This is a genomic window from Pseudomonas sp. DG56-2 (assembly GCF_004803755.1).
GTDB lineage: Bacteria > Pseudomonadota > Gammaproteobacteria > Pseudomonadales > Pseudomonadaceae > Aquipseudomonas > Aquipseudomonas auratipiscis.
Map to the genome: position 1 here is coordinate 1,218,436 of NZ_CP032311.1, position 23,201 is coordinate 1,241,636.

Annotated in this window: 20 protein-coding genes; 11 read left to right on the forward strand and 9 right to left on the reverse strand. The window is 57.8% G+C overall.

Annotated elements, in window-relative coordinates; all coding sequences use genetic code 11:
- The first annotated feature begins 221 nt into the window (after window positions 1-221).
- The 6 genes from lepA (at window position 222) to pdxJ (ending at window position 6,174) form a co-directional block, all read left to right on the forward strand.
- Window positions 222-2,018 (forward strand): translation elongation factor 4, encoded by a 1,797-nt coding sequence (lepA, locus tag D3Z90_RS05735; protein WP_136474826.1) that lies wholly within the window; start codon window positions 222-224, stop codon window positions 2,016-2,018.
- A 9-nt stretch (window positions 2,019-2,027) separates the two neighbouring features.
- Window positions 2,028-2,882 carry a signal peptidase I gene (gene lepB, locus D3Z90_RS05740; protein WP_136474827.1) on the forward strand — a complete coding sequence of 285 codons (855 nt, stop codon included), beginning with the start codon at window positions 2,028-2,030 and terminating at the stop codon, window positions 2,880-2,882.
- Between the two features lie 179 nt (window positions 2,883-3,061).
- Window positions 3,062-3,751, forward strand: coding sequence for a ribonuclease III (gene rnc / locus D3Z90_RS05745; protein WP_136474828.1), 690 nt, complete (start codon window positions 3,062-3,064; stop codon window positions 3,749-3,751).
- Entirely contained in the window at window positions 3,744-4,646 is a 903-nt protein-coding gene (era, locus tag D3Z90_RS05750) for a GTPase Era (RefSeq protein ID WP_038607646.1), read from the forward strand. The genes rnc and era overlap by 8 nt, the downstream gene beginning before the upstream one ends.
- A 56-nt stretch (window positions 4,647-4,702) precedes the next feature.
- Window positions 4,703-5,386 (forward strand): DNA repair protein RecO, encoded by a 684-nt coding sequence (recO, locus tag D3Z90_RS05755; RefSeq protein WP_136474829.1) that lies wholly within the window; start codon window positions 4,703-4,705, stop codon window positions 5,384-5,386.
- A gap of 62 nt (window positions 5,387-5,448) precedes the next feature.
- Window positions 5,449-6,174: a pyridoxine 5'-phosphate synthase gene (pdxJ, locus tag D3Z90_RS05760; protein ID WP_371922310.1), complete on the forward strand. Its 726-nt coding sequence runs from the start codon at window positions 5,449-5,451 to the stop codon at window positions 6,172-6,174.
- A 163-nt stretch (window positions 6,175-6,337) separates the two neighbouring features.
- Here pdxJ and D3Z90_RS05765 read toward each other — a convergent pair whose 3' ends face one another.
- Both D3Z90_RS05765 and D3Z90_RS05770 read right to left on the reverse strand, forming a co-directional pair.
- Window positions 6,338-7,732, reverse strand: a complete 1,395-nt coding sequence (locus tag D3Z90_RS05765; RefSeq protein WP_136474831.1) for a heavy metal sensor histidine kinase — start codon at window positions 7,730-7,732, stop codon at window positions 6,338-6,340.
- Complete coding sequence (locus D3Z90_RS05770) at window positions 7,729-8,403, reverse strand: heavy metal response regulator transcription factor (protein ID WP_136474832.1); 675 nt, start codon at window positions 8,401-8,403, stop codon at window positions 7,729-7,731. The genes D3Z90_RS05765 and D3Z90_RS05770 overlap by 4 nt, the downstream gene beginning before the upstream one ends.
- A 269-nt stretch (window positions 8,404-8,672) precedes the next feature.
- On the opposite strand from D3Z90_RS05770, the gene D3Z90_RS05775 reads away from it, so the two are divergent.
- The gene (locus tag D3Z90_RS05775; protein WP_136474833.1) at window positions 8,673-8,879 is read left to right on the forward strand and encodes a hypothetical protein; all 207 of its coding nucleotides are present in this window, start codon (window positions 8,673-8,675) and stop codon (window positions 8,877-8,879) included.
- Window positions 8,880-8,953: 74 nt separating this feature from the next.
- On the opposite strand, the gene cmoB is transcribed toward D3Z90_RS05775, so the two are convergent.
- From cmoB to D3Z90_RS05790, 3 genes are all read right to left on the reverse strand, one after another.
- A complete protein-coding gene (gene cmoB / locus D3Z90_RS05780; protein WP_136474834.1) occupies window positions 8,954-9,910 on the reverse strand; it encodes a tRNA 5-methoxyuridine(34)/uridine 5-oxyacetic acid(34) synthase CmoB in 957 nt (318 codons plus the stop codon).
- Complete coding sequence (gene cmoA / locus D3Z90_RS05785; protein WP_136474835.1) at window positions 9,907-10,650, reverse strand: carboxy-S-adenosyl-L-methionine synthase CmoA; 744 nt, start codon at window positions 10,648-10,650, stop codon at window positions 9,907-9,909. Before cmoA ends, cmoB begins: the two co-directional genes overlap by 4 nt.
- An 85-nt stretch (window positions 10,651-10,735) precedes the next feature.
- Window positions 10,736-11,137 (reverse strand): protease inhibitor I42 family protein, encoded by a 402-nt coding sequence (locus D3Z90_RS05790; protein WP_136474836.1) that lies wholly within the window; start codon window positions 11,135-11,137, stop codon window positions 10,736-10,738.
- A 120-nt stretch (window positions 11,138-11,257) separates the two neighbouring features.
- On the opposite strand from D3Z90_RS05790, the gene D3Z90_RS05795 reads away from it, so the two are divergent.
- Complete coding sequence (locus tag D3Z90_RS05795; protein WP_136474837.1) at window positions 11,258-12,421, forward strand: alpha-xenorhabdolysin family binary toxin subunit A; 1,164 nt, start codon at window positions 11,258-11,260, stop codon at window positions 12,419-12,421.
- Window positions 12,422-12,434: 13 nt separating this feature from the next.
- Window positions 12,435-13,442, forward strand: a complete 1,008-nt coding sequence (locus D3Z90_RS05800) for an alpha-xenorhabdolysin family binary toxin subunit B (RefSeq protein WP_136474838.1) — start codon at window positions 12,435-12,437, stop codon at window positions 13,440-13,442.
- Window positions 13,443-13,499: 57 nt separating this feature from the next.
- On the opposite strand, the gene lon is transcribed toward D3Z90_RS05800, so the two are convergent.
- The 4 genes from lon to D3Z90_RS05820 form a co-directional block, all read right to left on the reverse strand.
- On the reverse strand, window positions 13,500-15,923 hold the full coding sequence (lon, locus tag D3Z90_RS05805) for an endopeptidase La (protein WP_136474839.1): 2,424 nt from the start codon (window positions 15,921-15,923) through the stop codon (window positions 13,500-13,502).
- Window positions 15,924-16,059: 136 nt separating this feature from the next.
- Complete coding sequence (locus tag D3Z90_RS05810; RefSeq protein ID WP_136474840.1) at window positions 16,060-18,468, reverse strand: glucose/quinate/shikimate family membrane-bound PQQ-dependent dehydrogenase; 2,409 nt, start codon at window positions 18,466-18,468, stop codon at window positions 16,060-16,062.
- Window positions 18,469-18,498: 30 nt separating this feature from the next.
- Entirely contained in the window at window positions 18,499-19,857 is a 1,359-nt protein-coding gene (locus tag D3Z90_RS05815) for a carbohydrate porin (RefSeq protein ID WP_136474841.1), read from the reverse strand.
- Window positions 19,858-20,055: 198 nt separating this feature from the next.
- The gene (locus D3Z90_RS05820) at window positions 20,056-22,104 is read right to left on the reverse strand and encodes a TonB-dependent receptor (protein WP_136474842.1); all 2,049 of its coding nucleotides are present in this window, start codon (window positions 22,102-22,104) and stop codon (window positions 20,056-20,058) included.
- A 209-nt stretch (window positions 22,105-22,313) separates the two neighbouring features.
- On the opposite strand from D3Z90_RS05820, the gene D3Z90_RS05825 reads away from it, so the two are divergent.
- Both D3Z90_RS05825 and D3Z90_RS05830 read left to right on the forward strand, forming a co-directional pair.
- Complete coding sequence (locus tag D3Z90_RS05825; RefSeq protein WP_136474843.1) at window positions 22,314-22,538, forward strand: VF530 family DNA-binding protein; 225 nt, start codon at window positions 22,314-22,316, stop codon at window positions 22,536-22,538.
- Between the two features lie 4 nt (window positions 22,539-22,542).
- Entirely contained in the window at window positions 22,543-23,196 is a 654-nt protein-coding gene (locus tag D3Z90_RS05830; protein WP_136474844.1) for a Pr6Pr family membrane protein, read from the forward strand.
- The last annotated feature ends 5 nt before the right edge of the window (window positions 23,197-23,201 follow it).

Genomic DNA, 23,201 nt, shown 5'->3' on the forward strand with positions numbered 1-23,201 from the left:
GCGGGTTGAGTGGAAGAGGGCGGCTTAGGCCGCCCTTTTTTGTTTGGCCGGGTATTTCTCGTCGGCAAACCGGCTGTTGCCGAGTTGCCATCGAGCCGTGGGGCGCGAGCTTGCCCCGCGATTAGGCAATATGGAATCTCCCATAACCTTTCAGCTTCAGGTACAATTCCCGGCTATTTTTCGGTGGGCGTCCGGCCCGCAGCCTTATTGAGTGTTGACCCGTGAGTGATTTGAGTCATATCCGCAATTTCTCCATCATCGCCCACATTGACCATGGCAAGTCGACGCTGGCCGACCGTTTCATTCAAATGTGCGGTGGCCTTTCCGCGCGTGAAATGGAAGCCCAGGTACTCGATTCCATGGACCTGGAGCGTGAGCGCGGTATTACCATCAAGGCCCATAGCGTCACCCTGCATTACAAGGCGCAGGACGGAAAAACCTATCAGTTGAACTTCATTGACACCCCAGGCCACGTCGACTTCACCTATGAAGTGAGCCGTTCCCTGGCTGCGTGCGAAGGCGCGTTGCTGGTCGTCGACGCCGGCCAGGGGGTTGAAGCCCAGTCGGTTGCCAACTGCTACACCGCCATCGAGCAGGGCCTTGAGGTCATGCCGGTGCTGAACAAGATGGACCTGCCGCAGGCTGATCCGGACAAGGTCAAGGACGAGATCGAGAAGATCATCGGCATTGACGCAACCGACGCCGTGGCCTGCAGTGCCAAGAGCGGCATGGGTGTGGACGAGGTGCTGGAGCGACTGGTGCAAACCATTCCCGCGCCTACCGGCGATATCGAAGCACCACTGCAGGCGCTGATCATCGACTCCTGGTTCGACAACTACCTGGGCGTTGTGTCCCTGGTGCGTGTGCGCCACGGGCGAGTGAAGAAAGGCGACAAGATCCTGGTGAAGTCCACCGGCAAGGTGCACCTGGTCGACAGCGTGGGCGTGTTCAATCCGAAGCACACCGCCACCGCTGACCTGAAGGCCGGTGAAGTGGGTTTCATCATTGCGAGTATCAAGGACATTGGCGGGGCGCCGGTAGGTGACACCCTGACCTTGAGTTCTACTCCCGATGTCGAAGTTCTCCCAGGTTTCAAACGTATTCAACCTCAGGTATATGCCGGCCTGTTCCCGGTCAGCTCCGAAGATTTCGAAGATTTTCGTGATGCGCTGCAAAAGCTGACCCTGAACGACTCGTCGCTGCAATACCTGCCTGAAAGCTCCGATGCACTGGGCTTCGGTTTCCGATGCGGCTTCCTGGGCATGCTGCACATGGAAATCATCCAGGAGCGCCTGGAGCGCGAGTACGACCTGGACCTGATCACCACTGCGCCGAGCGTAATCTTCGAGGTCAAGCTCAAGACTGGCGAAACCATTTACGTTGATAACCCATCGAAGCTGCCAGATGTGTCTTCGGTAGAGGATTTCCGTGAGCCGATCGTAGCTGCGACCATCCTTGTGCCTCAAGAGCACCTGGGCAACGTCATTACCCTGTGTATCGAGAAGCGTGGGGTGCAGCGCGACATGCAGTTCCTCGGCTCGCAGGTGCAAGTGCGCTACGACCTGCCGATGAACGAAGTGGTACTGGACTTCTTCGACCGCTTGAAGTCCACCAGTCGCGGCTATGCTTCGCTGGACTACCATTTCGACCGCTACCAGTCGGCTAACCTGGTCAAGCTCGATGTACTGATCAACGGTGACAAGGTCGACGCCCTGGCGTTGATCGTGCACCGCGACAATGCGCACTACAAGGGCCGCGCATTGACAGAGAAGATGAAGGAACTGATTCCTCGGCAGATGTTCGACGTGGCAATCCAGGCCGCCATTGGCGGGCAGATTGTGGCGCGAACCACTGTCAAGGCGCTCAGAAAGAACGTACTGGCCAAATGCTACGGTGGTGACGTAAGCCGTAAGCGCAAGCTGTTGGAAAAGCAGAAGGCCGGTAAGAAACGCATGAAACAGGTCGGCAACGTGGAAATCCCACAAGAAGCCTTCCTTGCCGTGCTCAGGTTGGAATAATTAGGTCCTATGTCGCTAAATTTCCCGCTGTTGCTAGTCATCGCCGTTGCCGTCTGCGGTCTGTTGGCCCTGGTCGATCTGCTGTTCCTGGCTCCGCGCCGGCGTTCGGCGATCGCCAACTATCAGGGCAGCGTCAGCCAGCCAGAAATGGCAGTGGTCGAGCAATTGAACAAGGAGCCGTTGCTGATTGAGTACGGCAAGTCGTTCTTCCCGGTTCTGTTCATCGTCCTGGTGCTGCGTTCGTTCCTGGTCGAGCCTTTTCAGATCCCTTCGGGATCGATGAAGCCGACCCTGGAAGTGGGCGATTTCATCCTGGTGAACAAGTTCTCCTATGGGATTCGTCTGCCAGTGATCGACAAGAAGGTCATCGAGGTGGGTGACCCGCAGCGTGGCGATGTAATGGTGTTTCGCTATCCGAGCGATCCGAACGTCAACTACATCAAGCGTGTAGTTGGCTTGCCGGGCGACCAGATCCGCTACACCAGCGACAAGAAGCTGTTCGTCAACGGTCAGCCAATCGCCGAGCGATTGGTAGGCACCGAACCAGGCACCTTGGGCAGCGCTGAGCTGTACAAGGAAAAGCTGGGCGAGGCCGAGCACCTGATCCGCAAGGAGATGAGCCGCTACCGTATGCCGCCTGATCAGCAGTGGACAGTCCCGGCTGGCCACTACTTCATGATGGGCGATAACCGCGACAACTCCAACGACAGCCGCTACTGGGATGATCCCAATATTCCCAAGGCGCTGCACGGCATGGTCCCCGACCAGAATATCGTCGGCAAGGCCTTCGCCGTCTGGATGAGCTGGCCAGAGCCAAAACTCAGCCACTTCCCGAATCTTTCGCGGGTAGGTCTGATCAAGTAACACCACAACGGCGCTGTCCTCAGACAGCGCCGAATGCATTTCTGGCATAGGCTGTGTTCATGGGGATCTGCTGATCCTCCCGTACCAATCGAGCCAGTGGGCATGAGCCAAATAGTCTTTCAGGATGTTGATTTGAACAAAGCGTTGAATATCGACCACGAACTGCGCGTGGGTACACTGTGAGCGTTCCTTTGAGCCGCCTCGAGCGCCAGCTCGGTTATACCTTCAAGAACCAGGAGCTGATGCTGCTGGCCCTGACGCACCGCAGTTTTGCCGGGCGCAACAATGAGCGTCTCGAGTTTCTCGGCGATGCGATACTGAACTTCGTTGCGGGTGAGGCGCTGTTCGAGCGCTTCCCCCAAGCGCGTGAAGGCCAGTTGTCGCGCTTGCGAGCGCGATTGGTCAAGGGTGAAACCCTAGCTGTTCTGGCTCGGGGTTTTGACTTGGGTGAGTACCTGCGGCTGGGCTCCGGTGAATTGAAAAGCGGAGGCTTTCGCCGCGAATCGATCCTGGCTGATGCCCTTGAGGCGTTGATCGGTGCAATCTACCTGGATTCGGACATGCAGACCGCCCGCGAGCGCGTTCTGGCCTGGTTGACCGGTGAGTTCGAGAGCCTGACCCTGGTCGATACCAACAAGGACCCGAAAACCCGACTGCAGGAGTTCTTGCAGTCGCGGGCCTGCGAACTGCCGCGATACGAAGTGGTGGATATTCAAGGTGAGCCCCATTGCCGGACGTTTTTCGTCGAATGCGAAGTGACCCTTTTGACCGAAAAAAGCCGAGGGCAAGGTGTTAGCCGGCGTATCGCCGAGCAAGTGGCGGCTGCCGCAGCACTGATCGCCCTGGGCGTGGAGAATGGCAATGACTGATACAAACACCACCCGCTGCGGCTATGTCGCTATTGTTGGGCGTCCGAACGTTGGCAAGTCGACGCTGCTCAATCACATTCTCGGTCAGAAGTTGGCGATCACCTCGCGCAAGCCTCAGACCACTCGGCACAACATGCTGGGAATCAAGACCGAAGGTGATATCCAGGCGATCTACGTCGATACCCCGGGTATGCACAAGAGCAACGAAAAGGCGCTCAACCGCTACATGAACAAAACTGCATCGGCAGCCTTGAAAGATGTCGATGTGGTGATTTTTGTCGTCGACCGTACCAAATGGACCGACGAAGACCAATTGGTGCTCGAGCGCGTGCAGTACGTGCAGGGGCCGGTGATCCTGGCGATCAACAAGACCGACCGGATCGAAGAAAAAGCTGAATTGATCCCTCACTTGCAATGGTTGCAGGAACAACTGCCGAACGCCGAAATCGTGCCGATTTCCGCGCAGCAAGGTCATAATCTTGAAGCGTTGGAAGGCTTGATCGCCAAGCACTTGCCGGAAAATGATCACTTCTTCCCGGAAGATCAGATTACTGACCGTAGCAGCCGCTTCCTTGCTGCTGAACTGGTGCGTGAAAAAATCATGCGCCAGTTGGGCGCCGAACTGCCGTACCAGATCACGGTGGAAATCGAAGAGTTCAAGCAACAAGGCAAGATCCTGCATATCCATGCGCTGATCCTGGTCGAGCGCGATGGCCAGAAAAAGATCATCATTGGCGACAAGGGTGAGCGCATCAAGCGCATCGGTTCGGAGGCGCGCAAGGACATGGAAGTGTTGTTCGACGCCAAAGTCATGCTCAACCTCTGGGTCAAGGTCAAAGGTGGATGGTCCGACGACGAGCGCGCCCTGCGTTCGCTGGGCTACGGCGACCTCTGATCGCATCAGACCCGGCAGCAGCCGCTGTCGGGTCACATTCTTCCTGAAGCGTACGCATGCAACTGCCAGACGGCCAACCGGCCTACGTGCTGCACAGCCGAGCCTACCGTGAGACCAGTGCGTTGGTGGACTTCCTCACCCCGCAAGGGCGTCTGCGCGCAGTGCTGCGTCGTGCTCGGGGTAAGGCTGGCAGTCAGGCCCGGCCGTTCGTGCCGCTTGAAGTCGAGTTTCGTGGACGCGGCGAGCTGAAGACCGTCGGCCGCCTGGATAGCGTCGGCGTGGCCGCTTGGCTCAGTGGCGATGCCCTGTTCAGTGGTCTTTACCTCAACGAGTTGTTGATTCGCCTGTTGCCAGCCGAAGACCCGCATCCTGCCTTGTTCGCGCATTATGCCGCGACCCTTCCAGCGCTGGCTGCCGGGCGCCCGCTGGAGCCTCTGCTGCGAGCTTTCGAATGGCGTCTGCTGGATGAGTTGGGTTATGCCTTCGCCCTGGATCAGGACATCAATGGTGAGCCGTTGCTCAGTGATGGCTTGTACCGTCTGCAAGTGGATGCAGGGCTTGAGCGGGTCTACCTGCAGCAACCTGGTTTGTTCCGTGGCGAGGCGCTTATGGCCATGGCTGAAGCTGCCTGGGATGTTCCCGGCGCCTTGAACGCAGCCAAGCGCTTGATGCGTCAGGCTCTGGCCGTACATTTGGGGACAAAGCCGCTGGTCAGTCGGGAACTGTTTCGCAAGCGCTGAGCACGACGTATGCTGTCAGGCTAAATCATCAGGAGAGCCTTTTCGTGACTCAAAGCAACCGCATGCTCCTCGGCGTGAACATCGACCACGTGGCGACCCTGCGCCAGGCGCGTGGTACGCGTTATCCCGATCCGGTCAAAGCCGCGCTGGACGCCGAGGAGGCCGGTGCAGACGGCATCACCGTGCACCTGCGCGAAGACCGGCGGCATATCCAGGAGCGCGACGTATTGGTGCTCAAGGACGTGCTGCAGACGCGCATGAACTTCGAAATGGGCGTCACCGAAGAAATGATGGTATTCGCTGAGCGCATCCGTCCGGCACACATCTGCCTGGTTCCAGAGACTCGTCAGGAGTTGACCACCGAGGGTGGCCTGGACGTGGCGGGTCAAGAAGCAAGGATCAAAGCCGCAGTTGAGCGCCTGTCACGCATGGGCTCGGAAGTCTCGCTGTTCATCGACGCCGATGAGCGCCAGATCGAAGCCTCGCGCCGTGTAGGCGCGCCTGCCATTGAATTGCACACCGGTCGCTATGCTGATGCCCAAACGCCGACTGAAGTCGCCGAGGAGCTCAAGCGCGTTGCCGATGGCGTGGCGTTTGGCTTGAGCCAGGGCCTGATCGTCAACGCCGGTCATGGCTTGCATTACCACAACGTTGAAGCCGTTGCTGCGATCAAGGGCATCAACGAGTTGAACATTGGCCATGCGCTGGTCGCACATGCTCTGTTTGTTGGGTTCAAGTCGGCAGTCGCGGAGATGAAAGCGCTGATCATGGCAGCTAGCCGCCACTGATAGTGCACAGCGGATGTAAAGGCGGCCAGTTTGCTGACCTGTGAAAGCATACCGACACCCGCGAGCCGTTCGGTGTCGGATATGCCTGATGCATCGAGTACGCTGGATTGGCTGCCGCTTGCGCCAGATTGCGCAGCAAGCCGGTTTGCACCGGGGCAGCATTTCAACCTGCTTGCGCACCCGGAAAAATCAGGCTGAATCGAGTCATACCATTGAGTTCACTGCTCACCTCAACTCGGCCCCCATGCGCGAGCATGATCGACTTCACGATCGCCAGGCCCAACCCGGTGCCACCCTCAAGGCGAGAACGTCCGGAGCCGACGCGGTAAAAGCGCTCGAATAAATGTGCTAGATGCGCCGGCTCAATACCCGGTCCGCGGTTTTCGACCCACATGCATACTTCGTCACCGTGCCGCTCAATCCCAATTTCAACGCGTTGCCCCTGTGGGCTATGGCGGATGGCGTTGCTCAACACGTTCGAAAGCGCCCGTTGCACCATCAGGCGATCAGCCATAATCGTGCCCCAGCCATGCACCTGCACACTGACATCCTTCTGTTCACTGCTGAACTCGAACAACTCACTGACGCGCTTGGCTTCATCGGCCAGGCAGACCGCTTTTAGCGGAATTTGACTATCAGGCTGGCTGACCTGGGCGAGAAACAGCATGTCATTGATGATGCGGTTCAGACGGGTCAGTTCCTCGATGCTGGCTTCCAGTACGTCCTTGTATTGCTCGATAGGACGCTCACGGGCCAGGGTGACCTGAGCCTTGCCCATGAGGTTACCGATGGGGGTGCGCAGCTCATGGGCCAGATCGTCCGAGAACTGTGAAAGCTGCTGCACGCCTCCATCCAGTCGATCAAGCATGATGTTCATGGTGCTGGCCAATTCGCTGAGTTCATGGGGCAAGTCCTTCACTGGCAGGCGTAGCGCCAATTGCTGGGCCGACACTTGCTCGGCGATCTGGCGGAAGCGGCGCAGTGGGACAAGGCCTCGCTGCACCACTATCCAGGCGCCAAAGCCAATCAGAAGTACTAGTAGCGGCAAGGCAAACAGGGTCGAGCGCAAATAGGCCAGCAACAGGCTATGGTCGTCGGCCAAATTGACCGTCAGCAGCACATGCACTTGCGTCCCATCATTGAGACGCATCAGGCGCGAGGCTGTCAGCAGATGATTGTCATTGCTGTCGCGCCATTGGTTGAAGTTCAGGTGGGGGTGGATAGGAATCTGCATCAGCGCTTGGGCATCCAACCCCGGCCCCAGCGTGAGCAAGGCCGAGTGGCGACCGGTCAGGGCGATTACACTCAGACTCAGGTTGTCATGTCCCATCACTACATCCAGTAAGGGGTGGGCCGAGGTTTGCAGGTCGCCGGCCTTCAGATCGATGCTCAGGCCATGCTCTATCTGGGTCATTTTTGCGGCCAGGCTTTTGCGTGCCCGACTATCCAGTTCGTGGTCCAGGGCGAGCACAGCCAGGCACGCCAACAGCAACACCAACGCAGCGCCCATCAGGCTGACACTCATGCCCAGGCGCAGGGACAGCCTGGCCGGCTTCATTCGCGCGCCTCGAGTACATAGCCGACGCCTCGCAGGGTATGGATCAGTTTGTCCTCGAAGGGATCATCGATCTTGGCTCGCAAGCGGCGAATCGAGACTTCGACGACATTGGTGTCGCAATCGAAATTCATGTCCCAGACCAATGAAATGATCTGTGTGCGAGACAGCACCTCGCCGCTTTGACGCATCAATAAATGCAACAACGCGAACTCTTTGGCCGTCAGATCGATACGCTGTCCGTTGCGGTAAGCGCGGTGGCGACCCGGATCAAGTTCCAGGTCGGCGACTTTCAAAGTGCTGGGTTGCAGGCTCTGATCGTTACGTCGCAACAGGCTGCGAATTCGCGCGAGCAGTTCGGGGAACTCGAAGGGCTTGAGTAAATAATCGTCGGCCCCCAGGTCCAGGCCTTTGACGCGATCAGATAGGCGACCATGTGCCGTCAACATCATGATTCGGGTGCTGGCGTCGGCGCGAAGCTGCTTCAACACAGACCAGCCATCGAGCTCAGGCAGGTTGACGTCGAGGATGATCAGGTCGTAGGCGTGCTGGCGGGCCATGTGCAAGCCGTCGGTTCCGGTGTGGGCGCAATCGACGATATAGCCGTTTTCACTCAAACCCTGTTGCAAGTAATCGGCGGTACGAAGCTCGTCCTCGATGATCAATAAGCGCATGAAATGACTCGACGGTGAGAAAGGACGTGATTTTCAACCCTGAAGTAGCTGCAGGGTCAAGGGCGGGCATCGAACGGCGGATACTAAGCCATCTTTTGCTGGATTTCGGCTGAATTACAGAATTGTAATTTTCGACAGTTTTACTGGGGCGCTAGCTCGCCACCACCCGGGCTGGTTTCTTTCAACACTGTAATTTGCGCCTCACCTTGTTGTTAGCTTGCCTTTCGTAAGATTGAACCGTACTGAAATTCAATCACGAGGTGAGCAACATGAGCCTGATCAAATATGCGCTGATGGCTGTTCTGGCCTTGGGCAGTGGCGCCGCACTGGCCGAAGGCGGCGCAGAACGTTCGAAACAGTTCTGGGAAAAATTCCGTCTGAGCCAGGAGCAGATCCACGGCGACAAGGATCAGGCGATCGCCAAATTCGCTGCGCAGAAGCGCGAGAACGCTCAGCAGCAAGTGGCCAAAGAGTAGCTCCATTCACCTTCGAAGCTCCCCAGCTCCTTTGGAAAAAGGTGAATATTAGGCGCCCTTGTGGGCGCCTTTTTTTATTTACGCGCCACCAGCACTGCGCGACGCGGCGCGGGCAGGCCTTCAACAGTACGGCTGTGGTCGGCTGGGTCGAGGAAGTCGCTGAGCGACTGATAACGCATCCACTCGGTACTGCGCTGTTCTTCAACGCTGGTGACGCTCACATCCACGCAGCGTACATCGCTGAAGCCGGCGCGGCGCAACCAGCGTTCCAAGGCTGGAACTGAAGGTAAAAACCAGACATTGCGCATCTGCGCGTAACGGTCTTCGGGCACGAGGACCTGATTCTCATCGCCTTCGATCACCAGTGTTTCCAGCACCAACTCGCCGCCTTTTACCAGGCAGTCCTTGAGCGCCAGCAGGTGTTCGATGGGGGAGCGACGGTGATAGAACACACCCATGGAAAATACGGTATCGAAGCCTTCCAGATTGGCTGGCAGATCTTCCAGCGCGAAAGGCAAGTGCCAGGCAGGAAGGTCGGGCAGATACCGCTGCACGGCCTGGAACTGGCAGAAGAACAGCCAGTTGGGGTCGACGCCAATCACACTGTCGGCGCCGGCGCCGAGCATGCGCCACTGGTAATAACCATTGCCGCAGCCGACATCCAGAATTCGTTTGCCCTTGAGATCCAGATGCGGAGCAACGCGCGACCATTTCCAGTCCGAACGCCACTCGGTGTCTACATGTACACCGAACAGGTCAAACGGCCCTTTGCGCCAGGGCGATAACCCCATAAGGGCCTGGCGCATACGGTCGCGAGTGTCCTGGTCGCACTCGCAATCCAGGTTCAGACCGTTGAGCAAGTCCACTGTGCTTGGCTGCAACGCCGGAAGCGCATCCAGGGCATTCTGCCAGCGCTCCAGGTCGCCATGGCCCTTGTCCATCTTGGCGTCCAGCTGTGCTTGCAGGCCTTGCGACCATTGTGCGAGGGGAGTACCCGCCAAACGGCGGACCAACGGGGATAGATCAATCATGGCAGGGCAATCAACGAGGCAAAATTAAGGCATTGGAACCAGGGTACTACTTTGGAGAAACCGGCTGCCAACAAGCGCTGACGGTGTTCTTCAAAACTGTCAGGCTTCATCACGTTCTCAATGGCGCTGCGTTTCTGGGCTATTTCCAGTTCGCTGTAGCCATTGGCACGCTTGAATGCAACATGCAGGTCGGTGAGCAGGGCGTGCTCTTGGGCATCGTCAAAGCGCAATTTTTCGGAAAGAATCAGTGCGCCGCCTGGTAGCAGCGAAGCACGGATACGAGCAAGCAGTTCCAGGCGCTGCTCTGGTGCAATGAACTGCAAGGTGAAGTTCATTGCCACCACCGAAGCAGGCTGGAACTCGAGCGCGAGAATGTCTCCCTCGACTACGTCTACCGGCAACAGTTCCTGGAACATCGAGTCCTGGGCCGTGAGGTATTGGCGGCAGCGCTCTACCATGGCGGCGGAGTTGTCTATTGCTATAACCCGACAGCCGTCGCTACGTACATGCCGGCGCAGTGCCTGGGTCACGGCACCCAGCGAGCTGCCCAGGTCATACAAGGCTGTGTTCGGCTGAGCGAATTGTGCAGCCAACACCCCAAGGTTCTCGACAATGGTCGGGTAACCCGGTACTGAGCGCTTGATCATGTCCGGGAACACGCGCACCACGTCTTCGTTGAAGGCGAAGTCGGGTACCTGGCCAAGCGGCTGGGCGAATAGGCGGTCAGGTTCTTTGCTCACAAGGACAATCCAGGCATTAGGCGGTAAAAGGCGGGCATTTTAGCCAAACTTGCCAGGCGATGCATGGCCTGGCTGACCAGCGCAGTTACTTCACGTTGATAGCACAATCAAAGGTCTGCACCGGGCGCACTTCAGGGGCCCAAGGTTGTTGATAAACCAATATCAGATGACCTTCGCCTGCGGCTTGCGTCTGAAAGCGCCATACCGATTGCCCCGCGCTTCCTACCACCCCTGCATCTTCCGGATGACTGTAGACCTCGGGGCCCAAGCTTCTCAATATCCCGGAAGCAGGGTTCTGCAGCAACCAGCGGTAGCCGGTGCTGGGATTGCTCGGCAGGGTGAGGGTGAGCGTCTGGTTGATCTCCAGGTGCACGGGGCATTGGCTGGCTTTTTCCAATACCAGGTTATCGTGCTTGCCTGGCGTCTGAGCGCATGCGGCCATCAGCAGGGGCAAGCCAAGGACGAGTAATTTGCAGTTGATTTTCATCGACGATCCATTCGTTCGGGCCAGTATTGGCATTCGGGAAAAGCTGCCCTCTGCTCGGCAGTACTCATCAGTAATAGTTTCAAGTCCCAGGCCACATGGCCTATCACCAGGGGCGTAACTATGGACAGTGCAGAAAAAAATTTCGACCAATTGCAGGCAGAGGCTGAACGCCTGCCCGCTAACCTCATCCAGGGTATGGCAGAGCGCGATGGTCCCAATGACGGCGGGCTCACCCTGACGCGGGAACACATTATCACCCTCAATCAATATGCCAACCATGTATTCAGCCTGCCAGGCACCACTGATGCCGTGATTGAGTGGTTGGGATACTCGACAATCAGTGAAGCGGAGTTAATGCCGTCCAGTATGTGTGACTTGCATAAGCAATTGCAGCAGCACGGACGCAGCTGGGTCGAGTTGGCGGATATTAGCAAGGCCCTTGGTTTTCAATTGGCCTCCAGCGCCAGCAGCATCGACAGCACAGGCCAATACATACTGAAAACGCTGGAAAAAACCGTGGCCATTGGCAAATCGAGGGATAGGTGGGAAAGCATCAGCTTCGATGAGCCTGTCGAGCTCACGTTGATAGATAAGGGCACGGTGAAAGATCTTGTCGGTTTCATGGACGTCCTGCGAAAAGATGTGGCGCAGTTCGCAGAGAATGTCACTGTTGTAGGCGGACAGACCAAAGAGTTTCGCGATGTGGCGCGGGAAGTCTTGGCGCCATTGGTCATTCGCAAGCTTCACGCCCTCAAGCGCCGCCAGAGCAGCGGGAAAATCGAACAACTACGCGAGGATTTGGTAAGCCTCGATAACGAGATCAAACGCCTTGGTAGCGAGTATGACCATTATGTGAAGGCAGCCCTTGCGGGACTGGCGGCAGGACCGTTGGGTGCGGTTATAACGGGTTCAATCTATGGTTCAAAAGCGGAAAAAGTTCGTAAGGAGCGCAACGCTCGCCAGGCGGAGCGGGCGGAAACTAGCCAAAAGTTGAAAGCTGCCATCAGGCTCGAGGGCCTTCTGGAAGAACTCAATACGCAGATGGGTCAACTGGAAACACGGCTACGTGATGTACTGACGGCTTCTTCTCATCTGCACTCTGCCTGGGACATGATCGGTAAATACATCGACGCCTCGATTACCCATCTGAATCGCGTGGAGTCCAACCAGCAGCTGTACAAATTTGCTTTGTTCTTTGGCAACTTCGTTGATCAATGGAAGGGGATAGGAAGTTTCGCCAGGCATATGAATGGCGTATTCGATGACGCGGCTTCGATTAAATAAAGGAACTATTTTTATGAGTGATAATGTCGTTTCGCTGAACGCTTCATTGGCCAACCCCGACATGGAAAAATTCCTCGCTGCAAGATCGGCCTACGCTGCGTTCTGGAAGGAGAGTACCTTTAGTTTTCTGCCCATGCTACATAGCTCGATCGAGCGTCATTACAACGCTATCACGACGGCTGTCGAGGGGTTTGCAAGCAATGCTGAAACACTCGTAATAAGTATCGAGTCGGAAAATTTATCTAAATTGACAGGTAAGCTCCGGGAGGCAGGTGACGCGGAAGAAAAGGATTTTTTCATCGGGGAGATCACTGTTTCCGTGAGTAATATCTGCAGGAAGTTGGGGATGTTACAGGACGGTGCCGTAGCCGCCGTGAAAACGGTCGAGAGCCTCCCTGTATTTGATGCGAGCCGCGATGTAAGCGGCTACCAGGCGGCACAGGCACGGGCCACGAGAGATGAGCAACTTTGTGCCGACAGCTTAAGTAGTAAGCAAAATGATCTCGGCGAACTGGAGAATGCAATCGACGTATTTGAATCCAACGGTTTGGATACATTGTTTGAGGGAAAGCTACCAACGGTCGATCAGGTCAAGGAACTGGTCAGCATGGGCACGACACCGGCTGCGGCTTTAGCCGCCGTAGAGAGAGCACTGGAGGCTATTGGCAAGCTTGTCGGCGGCTTAGAGGAAGGCATGCGTTATTCGCAGTTGCAGGAGCAACGACGAGCATTGGTGGCACAAATCAAGGAACTAAAGGCCGATCAAGCTGACTTGGTATCTCGTTCCAGGCAGTTGCAGGGTTATCTGGAGGCGCTTGATCGATATTTGTCGTTAGGCGAGATCCGTCAGCAGTGGTTGGATGAAAACAAGCAGATCTGCATTCAGCTGGATGCTGCACACACCCGATTGCGTGGGGTAAAGGTCGCTGATGTCGATAGTGCCCAAGGGCTGGAAGCTGTGGCTTTCGGGTTGAGGGCTTATGCACAATTTGTCGTTGCCGAGTTTCGTAAACACCTTTAACTCCGCCAACCGATGACGCGGGCTTTTACGCCCGCGCTGATGGCTTGCAGCGTTCAATCACTCGAACAACACCTTGGCCACCTCACTGAAGCGTCTGGCGAAATGCACGCTCAAGCCTTCCTTGAGGTAATCCGGCAATTCTTCGAAATCACCTCGGTTGGCCTCCGGCAGGATCAATTCGAAAATTTTCTGCCGGCGTGCTGCAATGACTTTCTCACGCACCCCGCCAATGGGTAGCACTTGCCCGGTCAAGGTGAGTTCGCCGGTCATGGCCACTGCCTTTTTCGGGGACTGATCTCGGGCCAGGGATAACAGAGCGCTGGCCATTGTTATGCCTGCGCTCGGTCCATCCTTTGGAGTGGCGCCTTCCGGTACGTGAAGATGGATGAACGCTTCATTGAAAAAGGTCGGGTCACCGCCGTACTGTTTGAGGTTGGCGCTGACATAGCTGTAGGCAATTTCGGCCGACTCCTTCATCACATCGCCTAGCTGCCCGGTCAGCTTGAAGCCGCGGTTGAGGGTATGAATACGGGTAGCTTCGATCGGCAGCGTAGCGCCACCCATGCTGGTCCAGGCGAGGCCCGTAATCACACCTTTGCCCGACAGCACTTGCTCACTGCGAAACACGGGCTTGCCCAGAGAGGCTTCCAAATCCTTGGGGCCGATCTTGATCTTGGCTTGCGGGTTGTCCAGCAGTTGCATCACCGCTTTACGCACCAATTTGCCGAGCTGCTTTTCCAGTTGGCGGACCCCTGCCTCGCGAGCGTAGCCCTCAATGACAGTGCGCAGCGCACTATCAGTAATACTCAAGCTGGTCTTGGCGACACCGGCTTTTTGCAGCTGTTTGGGCCACAAGTGGCGTTTGGCAATGGCTAGTTTTTCCTCAGTGATATAACCCGATAGACGAATGACTTCCATGCGGTCCAGCAGCGGACCGGGAATCGAGTCCAGCGTGTTGGCCGTGCACACGAACAACACTTTCGACAGGTCCAGACGCAGGTCCAGATAGTGGTCGAGGAAGTCGACGTTCTGTTCGGGGTCGAGGGTTTCCAACAAGGCTGAAGCGGGATCACCTTGGTAGCTTTGCCCCATCTTGTCGATTTCATCGAGCATGATCACAGGGTTCATGACCTCGACGTCTTTCAGCGCCTGGACCAGCTTGCCCGGTTGCGCGCCGATGTAGGTGCGTCGGTGCCCTTTGATTTCTGCCTCATCGCGCATGCCACCAACACTGAAACGATAGAACGGTCGCCCCAGGGATTGCGCAATGGACTTGCCGACACTGGTTTTACCCACACCAGGTGGGCCGACCAGCAGAACGATAGAACCGCTGATTTCGCCTTTCCAGGCACCGATGGCGAGGAACTCCAGGATCCGATCCTTGATATCGTCGAGTCCGGCATGGTGCTGGTCGAGCACTTTTCGTGCGTGCTTGAGGTCAAGTTTGTCCTTGCTATAGACACCCCATGGCAACGCGGTCGCCCAGTCCAGGTAATTACGGGTGACCGCGTACTCGGGTGAACCTGTCTCCAGAATCGCCAGCTTGCCCATCTCTTCATCAATACGTTTTTTTGTGGCTGCCGACAATGTCTTGCCTTGCAAGCGCTGCTCGAATTGCTCCAGGTCCGCGCTGCGATCATCCTTGGTCAGCCCCAGCTCTTGCTGGATTACCTTGAGTTGCTCCTTGAGGAAAAACTCGCGTTGATGCTCGCCGATCTGGCGGTTTACTTCTGCAGAAATCTCGTTCTGCAAATGAGCAACTTCGACCTCCTTGCGCAGCATCGGCAAGACCTTCTCCATGCGCTTGAGCATGGGTACGCAATCGAGCACTTCCTGCAATTGGTTGCCGGTAGCCGAAGTCAGTGCCGCAGCAAAGTCGGTCAACGGCGACGGATCGTTGGGACTGAAGCGGTTGAGGTAGTTTTTCAGCTCTTCGCTGTACAGCGGATTGAGGGGTAGCAGCTCCTTGATCGCATTGATCAGGGCCATGCCGTAGGCTTTTACCTCGTCGGTCGGTTCGCTGGGTTGACGCGGATACTCGACCTCGACCAGGTAGGGCGGGCGATGATGTTTGAGCCAGGTACGGATACGCACCCGGGTCAGGCCCTGGGCGACGAACTGCAGCTTGCCGTTTTCGCGGCTGGCGTGATGGACTTTTACCAAGGTGCCGTAAAGCGGCAACGCTGACGTATCGAAGTGGCGGTGATCTTCTGGCGGCGTGTCCATATAGAACAGGGCCAGGGAGTGATGGGGGGTCTTGGAGACCAGATCGAGTGTTTCCGCCCAAGGTTCTTCGTTGACAATTACCGGCAGTACCTGCGCGGGGAAGAACGGGCGGTTGTGAATCGGGATGACGTAAACCCTTTCCGGCAGTTGCTGGTCGGGCAGGGCGAGGTTGTGGCCTGTTTTAGCGGAGGCTTCAGGATGCTCGAGTTTGGCGTAATCCTCGAGTTGTTCCGGTAGATCCTGCTGATCACTCATGGGGCACCTGCGAAAATGGCTATGGTGCTTAGATGGGGACTTAGGCTCCAAGCTTCAAGCTACAAGCTGCAAGATGGGATTGCGGGACTTGCAGCTTGCAGCTTGTCGCTTGTCGCTTGTCGCTTGTAGCTAGGGCCTATTCAGCCAATTTGTAAGCAATTACGTAGTCACCCATTTTGGTGCCCAGCGAGCCGTGGCCACCGGCGGTCACCAGCACATATTGCTTGCCGTCCTTGCCGGTGTAGGTCATTGGCGTGGCCTGGCCGCCTGCTGGCAGACGCGAGCTCCACAATTCCTTGCCGGTGTTGGTGTCATAGGCGCGCAGGTACTGGTCCAGGGTGCCGCTTAGGAAACCCACACCGCCGGCGGTGACGATGGAACCGCCCATGCTTGGCACGCCAATGGGTAGGCCAATCGGAATCGGCGAGCTGTCACGGCTGGTGCCGTTCTTGTGCTTCCACACCACTTGGTTGGTCGTCAAATCGATACCGGCGATGTAGCCCCAGGCTGGTGCCTGGCAAGGTACGCCCAGTGGCGACATGAACGGGTGCATGATGACCGCGTATGGGGCACCGGTGTTGGGCTGCACGCCGCTGGTTTCGCTCTCGCGCTTGCTGCCGGCAGCGACTTGCTCACGCGGCACCATCTTCGACACAAATGCCATGTAATTCGGCGAGGTGAACAGCAATTGGCGCACGGGGTCGACCGAGACGCTGCCCCAGTTGAACACGCCAACGTTGCCCGGATAGACCAGACTGCCCTGGATCGATGGCGGGGTGTACTGACCTTCGTAGCGCAGTTCACGGAACTGGATGCGGCACAGCATCTGGTCGAACGGGCTGGCACCCCACATGGCTTGTTCGGTCAGGTCCGGGCCAAGCAGGTTGAGCTCCGAGCGAGCCTGTGTCGGCGCGGTGTGGTCACCCTCTACCGCACCTTGAGGGGCCGGGATCTCGTGGATCGGTACGATCGGTGTACCGTCACGACGGTCCAGCACGTACAGGCTGCCCTGTTTGGTAGGCGCGATCAATGCCGGTTTTACCCCGTCTGCGGTCTTTAGATCGAGCAGGGTCGGCTGACTGCCAACGTCCATGTCCCACAGGTCGTGGTGGGTGAACTGGTAGTTCCAGCGCACCTTGCCGTTGGCCAGGTCCAAGGCAACGATACCGGCGCTGAACTTTTCTGCACCGGGGGTGCGATCAGCGCCCCACTGGTCAGGTGTCTGGTTGCCCAGGGGAAGGAAAACCATGCCCAGCTTCTCGTCGACACTGGCCAGCGACCACATGTTCGCCGAGTTGCGGCTGTAGGTTTTGCCCGCGGCCAGGGGCGCGGTTTCATCCGGGTTGTTGCTGTCCCAGTTCCATACCAGGCGCCCATCGTGCACATCGTAGGCGCGGATCACTCCGGATGGCTCGTTGGTCGACTCGTTATCGGTTACATGGCCGCCAATGATCACCAGTTCGCGGGTGATCGCCGCAGGCGACGTGGAATAGTAACCACCGGCAGTGAACGGGCCGATGCCAGTGGTCAAATCGATGACCCCCTGGTTGCCGAAGCCTTCGCAGACTTTACCGGTGTCAGCGTTAAGGGCAATCAGGCGAGCATCTGCGGTAGGCAGGTAAAGACGGCGTGGACAGGTGCGGGCGACAACCTGGCCAGCATCGGAGATCTTCGGCGCAGGGCTGCCGTCAACATTGACGTAGTTGTTCTCGTCATAATACGAGACACCACGGCAGGTCATGTGAGCGAAGCCCTTGAAGCCCGTCGGGCTCTTGATTTTCGGGTCGAAACGCCAGATTTCAGCGCCGGTGTCCGGGTCCAGGGCCAGTACCTTGCTGTGCGCAGTGCAGGCGTAGAGCATGCCGTTGACCTTGAGTGGCGTGTTCTGGTTGGTCAGCTCCACCGGGTCGTTGTCGGTTGGCAGATCACCGGTGCGGATGCGCCAGGCTTCCTCCAGCTTATGCACGTTGTCGGGGGTGATCTGGCGCAACGGAGAATAGCGATCGCCGAACTCGGTGCGGCCGTACGCCTGCCATTCACCATCGGGTATTTGCGGCGCGGTGCTGCTCAAGCCTGTGCTGTCGCGACCCAGCTTGCCCTTGATTTCGCCCGGATGGGTAAACTGGCTGGCCACGGCGGTGGCGCCCGACAGGACAACTGCCAGGCTCAACAGGGCCGGGTTGATTTTCGACGGGTTGCCGAGCAGCGGTCGGCGGGCCCATGGCAGCAGCAGGACTACCCCCAAAGCGAACCACAGCGCCAGACGTGGCACCAGTTGCCACCAATCCAGACCCACTTCCCACAACGCCCACAAGGTACTGCCGAGCAGCACTGCACCGTACAGCCCCAGGGCATGCCGACGCAGGGCCAGCAGCAGAATGCCGGACAGGGCAAAACCGATACCGGCAATCAGGTAATACAAAGAGCCGCCGAGTTGGCTCAATTTGATGCCGCCCGCCAGTAGGGCCAGGCCCATCAGCAGCAACAGCACGCCGATAAGGCGCGGCAGCCAGCGGGTTCTACTCAAGGCACCTTCTGTGCTCATCTTGTGTTCTCCGTTAAAGGGAAAGGGCGATTAAAAACTGCTCTGAAGTTTGATCCCGCCGATCAGCGCGTCGTCGACCTGGCTAACACCACCAGGGTGACGGATGTACTGCAGGTTCGGGCGTACGGTCAGCCAGTCGGCCAGGTGAATGCCGTAGTACAGCTCGGCGCTGTACTCGGTATCCTGGATCGGGCGAAACAGGGGGTCGTTGTAGTCGCTGACAGCATTGGCCTGGTTCAGCGCCTTGGCGTTCTTGCGGTAGGCAGGGTTGACGTGCACACGGGCCAGGGCGAAACCGATGTCGTCCTTGGCGCGGGCATCGAAGGGCCCCTTGTACACCACACCTGCTGAAACGTAGTTGTCGATGGCGTTGGTCTTCTTGTCATGCAGCGTGGCATTGGCAAACACGCTCAGGCCACGGGAATGGTCGGAGGCCAGCGACGTCAACTGCTGCTGGGCACCCAGCCAGAAGCCGTGCTTGCTCGAACTGCTGCGGTAAGCCTGACCGCTCAGTGCTGCTGGCTGGTCGTTGCTGTCCTTGTAGACATCAGTTGCCTTGGCATTACTGTAGTAGTAACCCGCGCGATATTCCCCTGGCAGACTGCCGATTGCCGGCGTCCATACCAGTTCGACCGGCATTACGGCCCCTTGAGTACCGCTGCCACTGAGCTTGAAGCCGTTGTTGCGGTCCAGGTTCGACGGGTTCTGTTCGTAGGCACCGATCTGTGCGTAAAGTTCGGGCGTGAGGTTGTATTTGACCCGCAAGGCCCACTGGCTGACCGGCCAGTTGTACCAGATGTCGCCGGCCCAGTTACCCACCTGAGAGCCACAGAAGGCCAGGTTCTGGAAGTCGCAGGGAAAGCTGTTGAAATCTTCGCCCTGACCGAAGCGGCCGAATTTCACATCCAGGGCACCGTCGAAATATTTCTGCTTGATCCACATCTGGGTCAGACGCCAGGTTTGGCCGCGTCCCCACACCTCCTGCGCAGACGTGAAGCCGCCGACCCGCGGATCATTGATGCGGTCGTTGCTGATGTTGTCGCCATGACGCTGGGTAACGGTCAATTGGAACTCGCTGTCCTGCCAGCCGAAAATTTTCTGCAAATCCAGGTGCGTGCCCAGGGTGAACTGCCCGCTGTAGCGAGCGCTTGCGTCATCGTCATAACCGCCGTGAAGGTTTGCGCCTGTTTCGCCGGTGTAGCCCAGGGTGAAGTCATAGCCGCGCTCGGCAAGCTCCGTGCGGTTGCCGTCCCAATCGCCAAGCATCCATGGTGAGTCGCTGGCGAACATCGCTGCGGCCTGAGTGCAGGGGGCCAAGCTGGCAATGACCAGACCCGAAAGCCGCGCTCGGGTGTTGGGAGAAATGCGAAAACGTTGAATCTGAGGCATGAGATAGCGCTATCTTTTGATTATAGAAAAAACGACAGATACACCCTACCGTGGAGATCGGCGGCGATAGGGTAGTAGGGGATAAACTGAACCGGTTCAGCGTGAGGCGGGGAGGATATAGATGAATGTGTAAGAAAAAAAGTCAATTCACCAAGAGGCACCGTTGCCGGATTGGTAACAGTCCGGCAACGGCGGTCATCAGAAGGCGGTGCGCAAGCCTACTTCAACACTGCGGCCGGGTGCAGGTGCGATGTCGCGCAGGATCGAGCTTGCGTAACGCACGGTCTGATCGGTGAGATTTTCGCCGCGAACAAATGCCAGCCATTGGCTTTGGCCGACGTCGAAACGATAGCCCAGACTGGCCCCCAACGTGGTGTAGCCATCGGTGCTGGTTTCGTTGGCTGGTTTACGGTGCTGGGCGCTGGCATGCTGCACGTCAACCCGTGCCTGCCAGCGGTTCAGATCCCACACCAGACCGCTGTTCAAGCGCAGTGGGGCGATGCGTGGCAGGTCTTCTCCGGTGTCTAGGTTTTTGGCCCGGGTGTAGTCGCCGGATAGCTCCAAGGCAAAGCTGCCCAAGTGATTTTCGGCCAGTTGCCAACGGTCCTGGGCCTCGATGCCATAGAAGCGGGCGCGTACGCCTTTGTACAGGTACTCGGGAACGTCAGCGGCGTGGTCGTGATCGTGGTCATGGTCATGATCACCATGATCGTGGTCGTGACCTTCACGCATGTTGCCACTCGCCAGCAGGCCGATGTAGTTGCGGAAATGACTGTAGAAAACCCCGACGCTGCCTTTGTGCACGCCATTGTCGAAACGTAAGGCCAGGTCACTGGAAATCGCTTTTTCTTTGCCCAGGTCTGGATCGCCGACCTCATAGGTACCCGTAGCGACGTGAGCGCCGTTGGCGTACAGCTCGTAGAACGTCGGTGCACGTTCGGTATAACCCAACGTCGCTGCCAGCGACCAGATGGGCGTCAACTCATAAACCGCACCGGACGACAGGCTGGCGGCGGTGAAGCTGCTGGCGCTGTCGGCATGGGCGAAGCGTTCGCTGCCCTGGCTGTCGGGATCCACCCGCGTGTGCTCCAGGCGTCCACCCAGGCTCAGGTTCAGGCGCTCGGTGGCTTGCCATTGCTCGAGCATGAACAGTGCAACGCTGTTGGTGTCGGTCTGCGGCACAAAGGCTTCTTCGCCGAGGGCGGAAAACTCGTTACGACTGACTTGAGCCCCGATCACGCCTTCTACGGGTCCCAAAGGCTGATGCCGGGCTTCTACCCGAGCTTCGTATCCTTTGTTCTTGAACGTGGTATGAACCTCACCGCCTTCCAGCTCGCGGTGTTGGTAATCGGTGTAGCCGGCATCGAATTTCACTGAACTGAAAGGGCCATCAAGATCACGCAGCTCTGAAGCGAAGCCGTAGTGATCCTGTTGCATGTCCAGGCGCACGCCCGGCTCCGCCACCGAACCATAGTTGGAGTCGTAACGACTGTACGACAGGCCGGTGTAGCCATGGTCCCAATGGTAGGCGCCCCCGATAGCGCCACCGTCCTGGCGGCCGTCGCTGTTGTCGAGTTTATGTCGGCTACCTGGGTCATCGGCATCGCGAACCTTGGAACTGCGCGCGTAGCCGGGAATGCGCAGGTCGTTGAACTGCCGACTATTGGCATCCACGTGCAAGGCAAAGCGTCCATCGCCTGCTTCCAGCTTGCCGGCGCTGCTGCGGGTGGTGTCGGCACCGCCATAACGTAACTCCCCGGCACCGTGGATACCGTCGATGGGAGAGGTGGGGATGCGGTTATCGAAGCTGTTCACGACCCCGCCAATGGCGTTACCCCCGTAGAGCAGGGCGGCCGGGCCACGCACGATTTCGATGCGCTCCACGGTCGCGGGGTCCAGCGGTACGGCGTGGTCGTAGGAAAGGGATGAGGCGTCCAGGGCGCCTACGCCGTTGCGCAAAATACGAATGCGGTCGCCATCCAAACCACGAATTACCGGGCGGCTGGCGGCGGGTCCGAACCAGGTCGAGGCGATGCCGGGCTGATTGCTCAGGGTCTGGCCGAGGCTGCCTTTCTGTTGCAGGGTCAGTTCGTCACCTTCGAGCACCGTACTGGGGGCGGCCAAGGTGCTGTTGCCCAATGGGTTGGCTGTAATGAGTTGAGGGTCAAGCTCCACGGCCTGGCTCAATGGTGAAGCCAGTAAGAGGGCGGCGGTAAGGGGGGAGTGTCGAAGCGGCAAGCGACGCATGGTCAGCGAGTTTCCTGGGCAGTGTTTTAGTATTGATACAATATAACATTCCCTTTGTCATTTTCGCTGAGGGATTTTTATGCCGGGGTGTGCTCTACGACGTAGCTTTTCATCGCCTGGCGCTGAAGCAAGCGAGCCTGCACTAGAATGTTTGTAGTCAGCTCACCCCTGGGCTAAGGTGCGCACCTTTGATTCGCTGGAGTACAGGCATGACCACAGCCACCCCCAATCCACTGCATGGTGTAACCCTGGAGCAAATCCTTACCGCGCTGGTGGAGCATTACCAATGGGAAGGGTTGGCCGAGCGCATCGACATTCGCTGCTTCAAGAGCGACCCAAGCATCAAGTCGAGCCTGACGTTTCTGCGCCGCACACCTTGGGCCCGGGAGAAAGTCGAGCGGTTGTACGTGAAGTTGCAGCGCGGTCGCCGTTAACAGCATGATTTGGCGCGAGGTCTTTGTCGGCCTGGCAGCCATCCTCGGTTGGAGCGCGTTGGCGATCCAGCTGTACTTGGTACTGCTGGCGCGCTGGGATGAACAGGCAAGCCTGATCGGCGGCCTGATCACGTATTTCAGTTACTTCACGGTATTGAGCAATACCCTGGTGGCAGTGGTGCTGAGCCATGCTGCGTTCGGCAAGCCTGGTCGCGCGCGAGATTTTTTTCTCGCCCCTGCAGTCAGTTCCGGTGTAACTGCCAGTATCGTGCTGGTCGGGCTTGCCTACAGTCTTTTGCTGCGCCACCTGTGGTATCCGCAAGGCTGGCAGTGGCTCGCCGATGAGTTATTGCACGATGTCATGCCCGTGGTGTTTGTCATCTACTGGTGGTGCTGCGTAGAAAAGGGCAGCCTTCGGCTCAAGCACCTGGGTGCCTGGTTGTTGTATCCGGTGGGGTATTTTGCCTATGCGCTGTTGCGCGGGCAGTCGATCGGGGCTTATCCCTATCCTTTCTTTGATGTGGTCAAGCTTGGTTATGGCCAGGTGCTGCTCAATGCATTGGCGATTCTTGTCGGCTTTATCGTCATTGGTCTGCTGGTTATAGGCCTGGATCGCTGGCAGGGCGGGCGCCTGGCCAAAGCCAGGACGCAACCCTGATGGTG

Coding starts and splice junctions, on each gene's coding strand:
- lepB (WP_136474827.1), top strand. CDS start 2,028: ATGTCGCTAAATTTCCCGCTGTTGCTAGTCATCGCCGTTGCCGTCTGC.
- era (WP_038607646.1), top strand. CDS start 3,744: ATGACTGATACAAACACCACCCGCTGCGGCTATGTCGCTATTGTTGGG.
- recO (WP_136474829.1), top strand. CDS start 4,703: ATGCAACTGCCAGACGGCCAACCGGCCTACGTGCTGCACAGCCGAGCC.
- pdxJ (WP_371922310.1), top strand. CDS start 5,449: ATGCTCCTCGGCGTGAACATCGACCACGTGGCGACCCTGCGCCAGGCG.
- D3Z90_RS05765 (WP_136474831.1), bottom strand. CDS start 7,732: ATGAAGCCGGCCAGGCTGTCCCTGCGCCTGGGCATGAGTGTCAGCCTG.
- D3Z90_RS05770 (WP_136474832.1), bottom strand. CDS start 8,403: ATGCGCTTATTGATCATCGAGGACGAGCTTCGTACCGCCGATTACTTG.
- D3Z90_RS05775 (WP_136474833.1), top strand. CDS start 8,673: ATGAGCCTGATCAAATATGCGCTGATGGCTGTTCTGGCCTTGGGCAGT.
- cmoB (WP_136474834.1), bottom strand. CDS start 9,910: ATGATTGATCTATCCCCGTTGGTCCGCCGTTTGGCGGGTACTCCCCTC.
- D3Z90_RS05790 (WP_136474836.1), bottom strand. CDS start 11,137: ATGAAAATCAACTGCAAATTACTCGTCCTTGGCTTGCCCCTGCTGATG.
- D3Z90_RS05795 (WP_136474837.1), top strand. CDS start 11,258: ATGGACAGTGCAGAAAAAAATTTCGACCAATTGCAGGCAGAGGCTGAA.
- D3Z90_RS05800 (WP_136474838.1), top strand. CDS start 12,435: ATGAGTGATAATGTCGTTTCGCTGAACGCTTCATTGGCCAACCCCGAC.
- lon (WP_136474839.1), bottom strand. CDS start 15,923: ATGAGTGATCAGCAGGATCTACCGGAACAACTCGAGGATTACGCCAAA.
- D3Z90_RS05810 (WP_136474840.1), bottom strand. CDS start 18,468: ATGAGCACAGAAGGTGCCTTGAGTAGAACCCGCTGGCTGCCGCGCCTT.
- D3Z90_RS05815 (WP_136474841.1), bottom strand. CDS start 19,857: ATGCCTCAGATTCAACGTTTTCGCATTTCTCCCAACACCCGAGCGCGG.
- D3Z90_RS05820 (WP_136474842.1), bottom strand. CDS start 22,104: ATGCGTCGCTTGCCGCTTCGACACTCCCCCCTTACCGCCGCCCTCTTA.
- D3Z90_RS05825 (WP_136474843.1), top strand. CDS start 22,314: ATGACCACAGCCACCCCCAATCCACTGCATGGTGTAACCCTGGAGCAA.
- D3Z90_RS05830 (WP_136474844.1), top strand. CDS start 22,543: ATGATTTGGCGCGAGGTCTTTGTCGGCCTGGCAGCCATCCTCGGTTGG.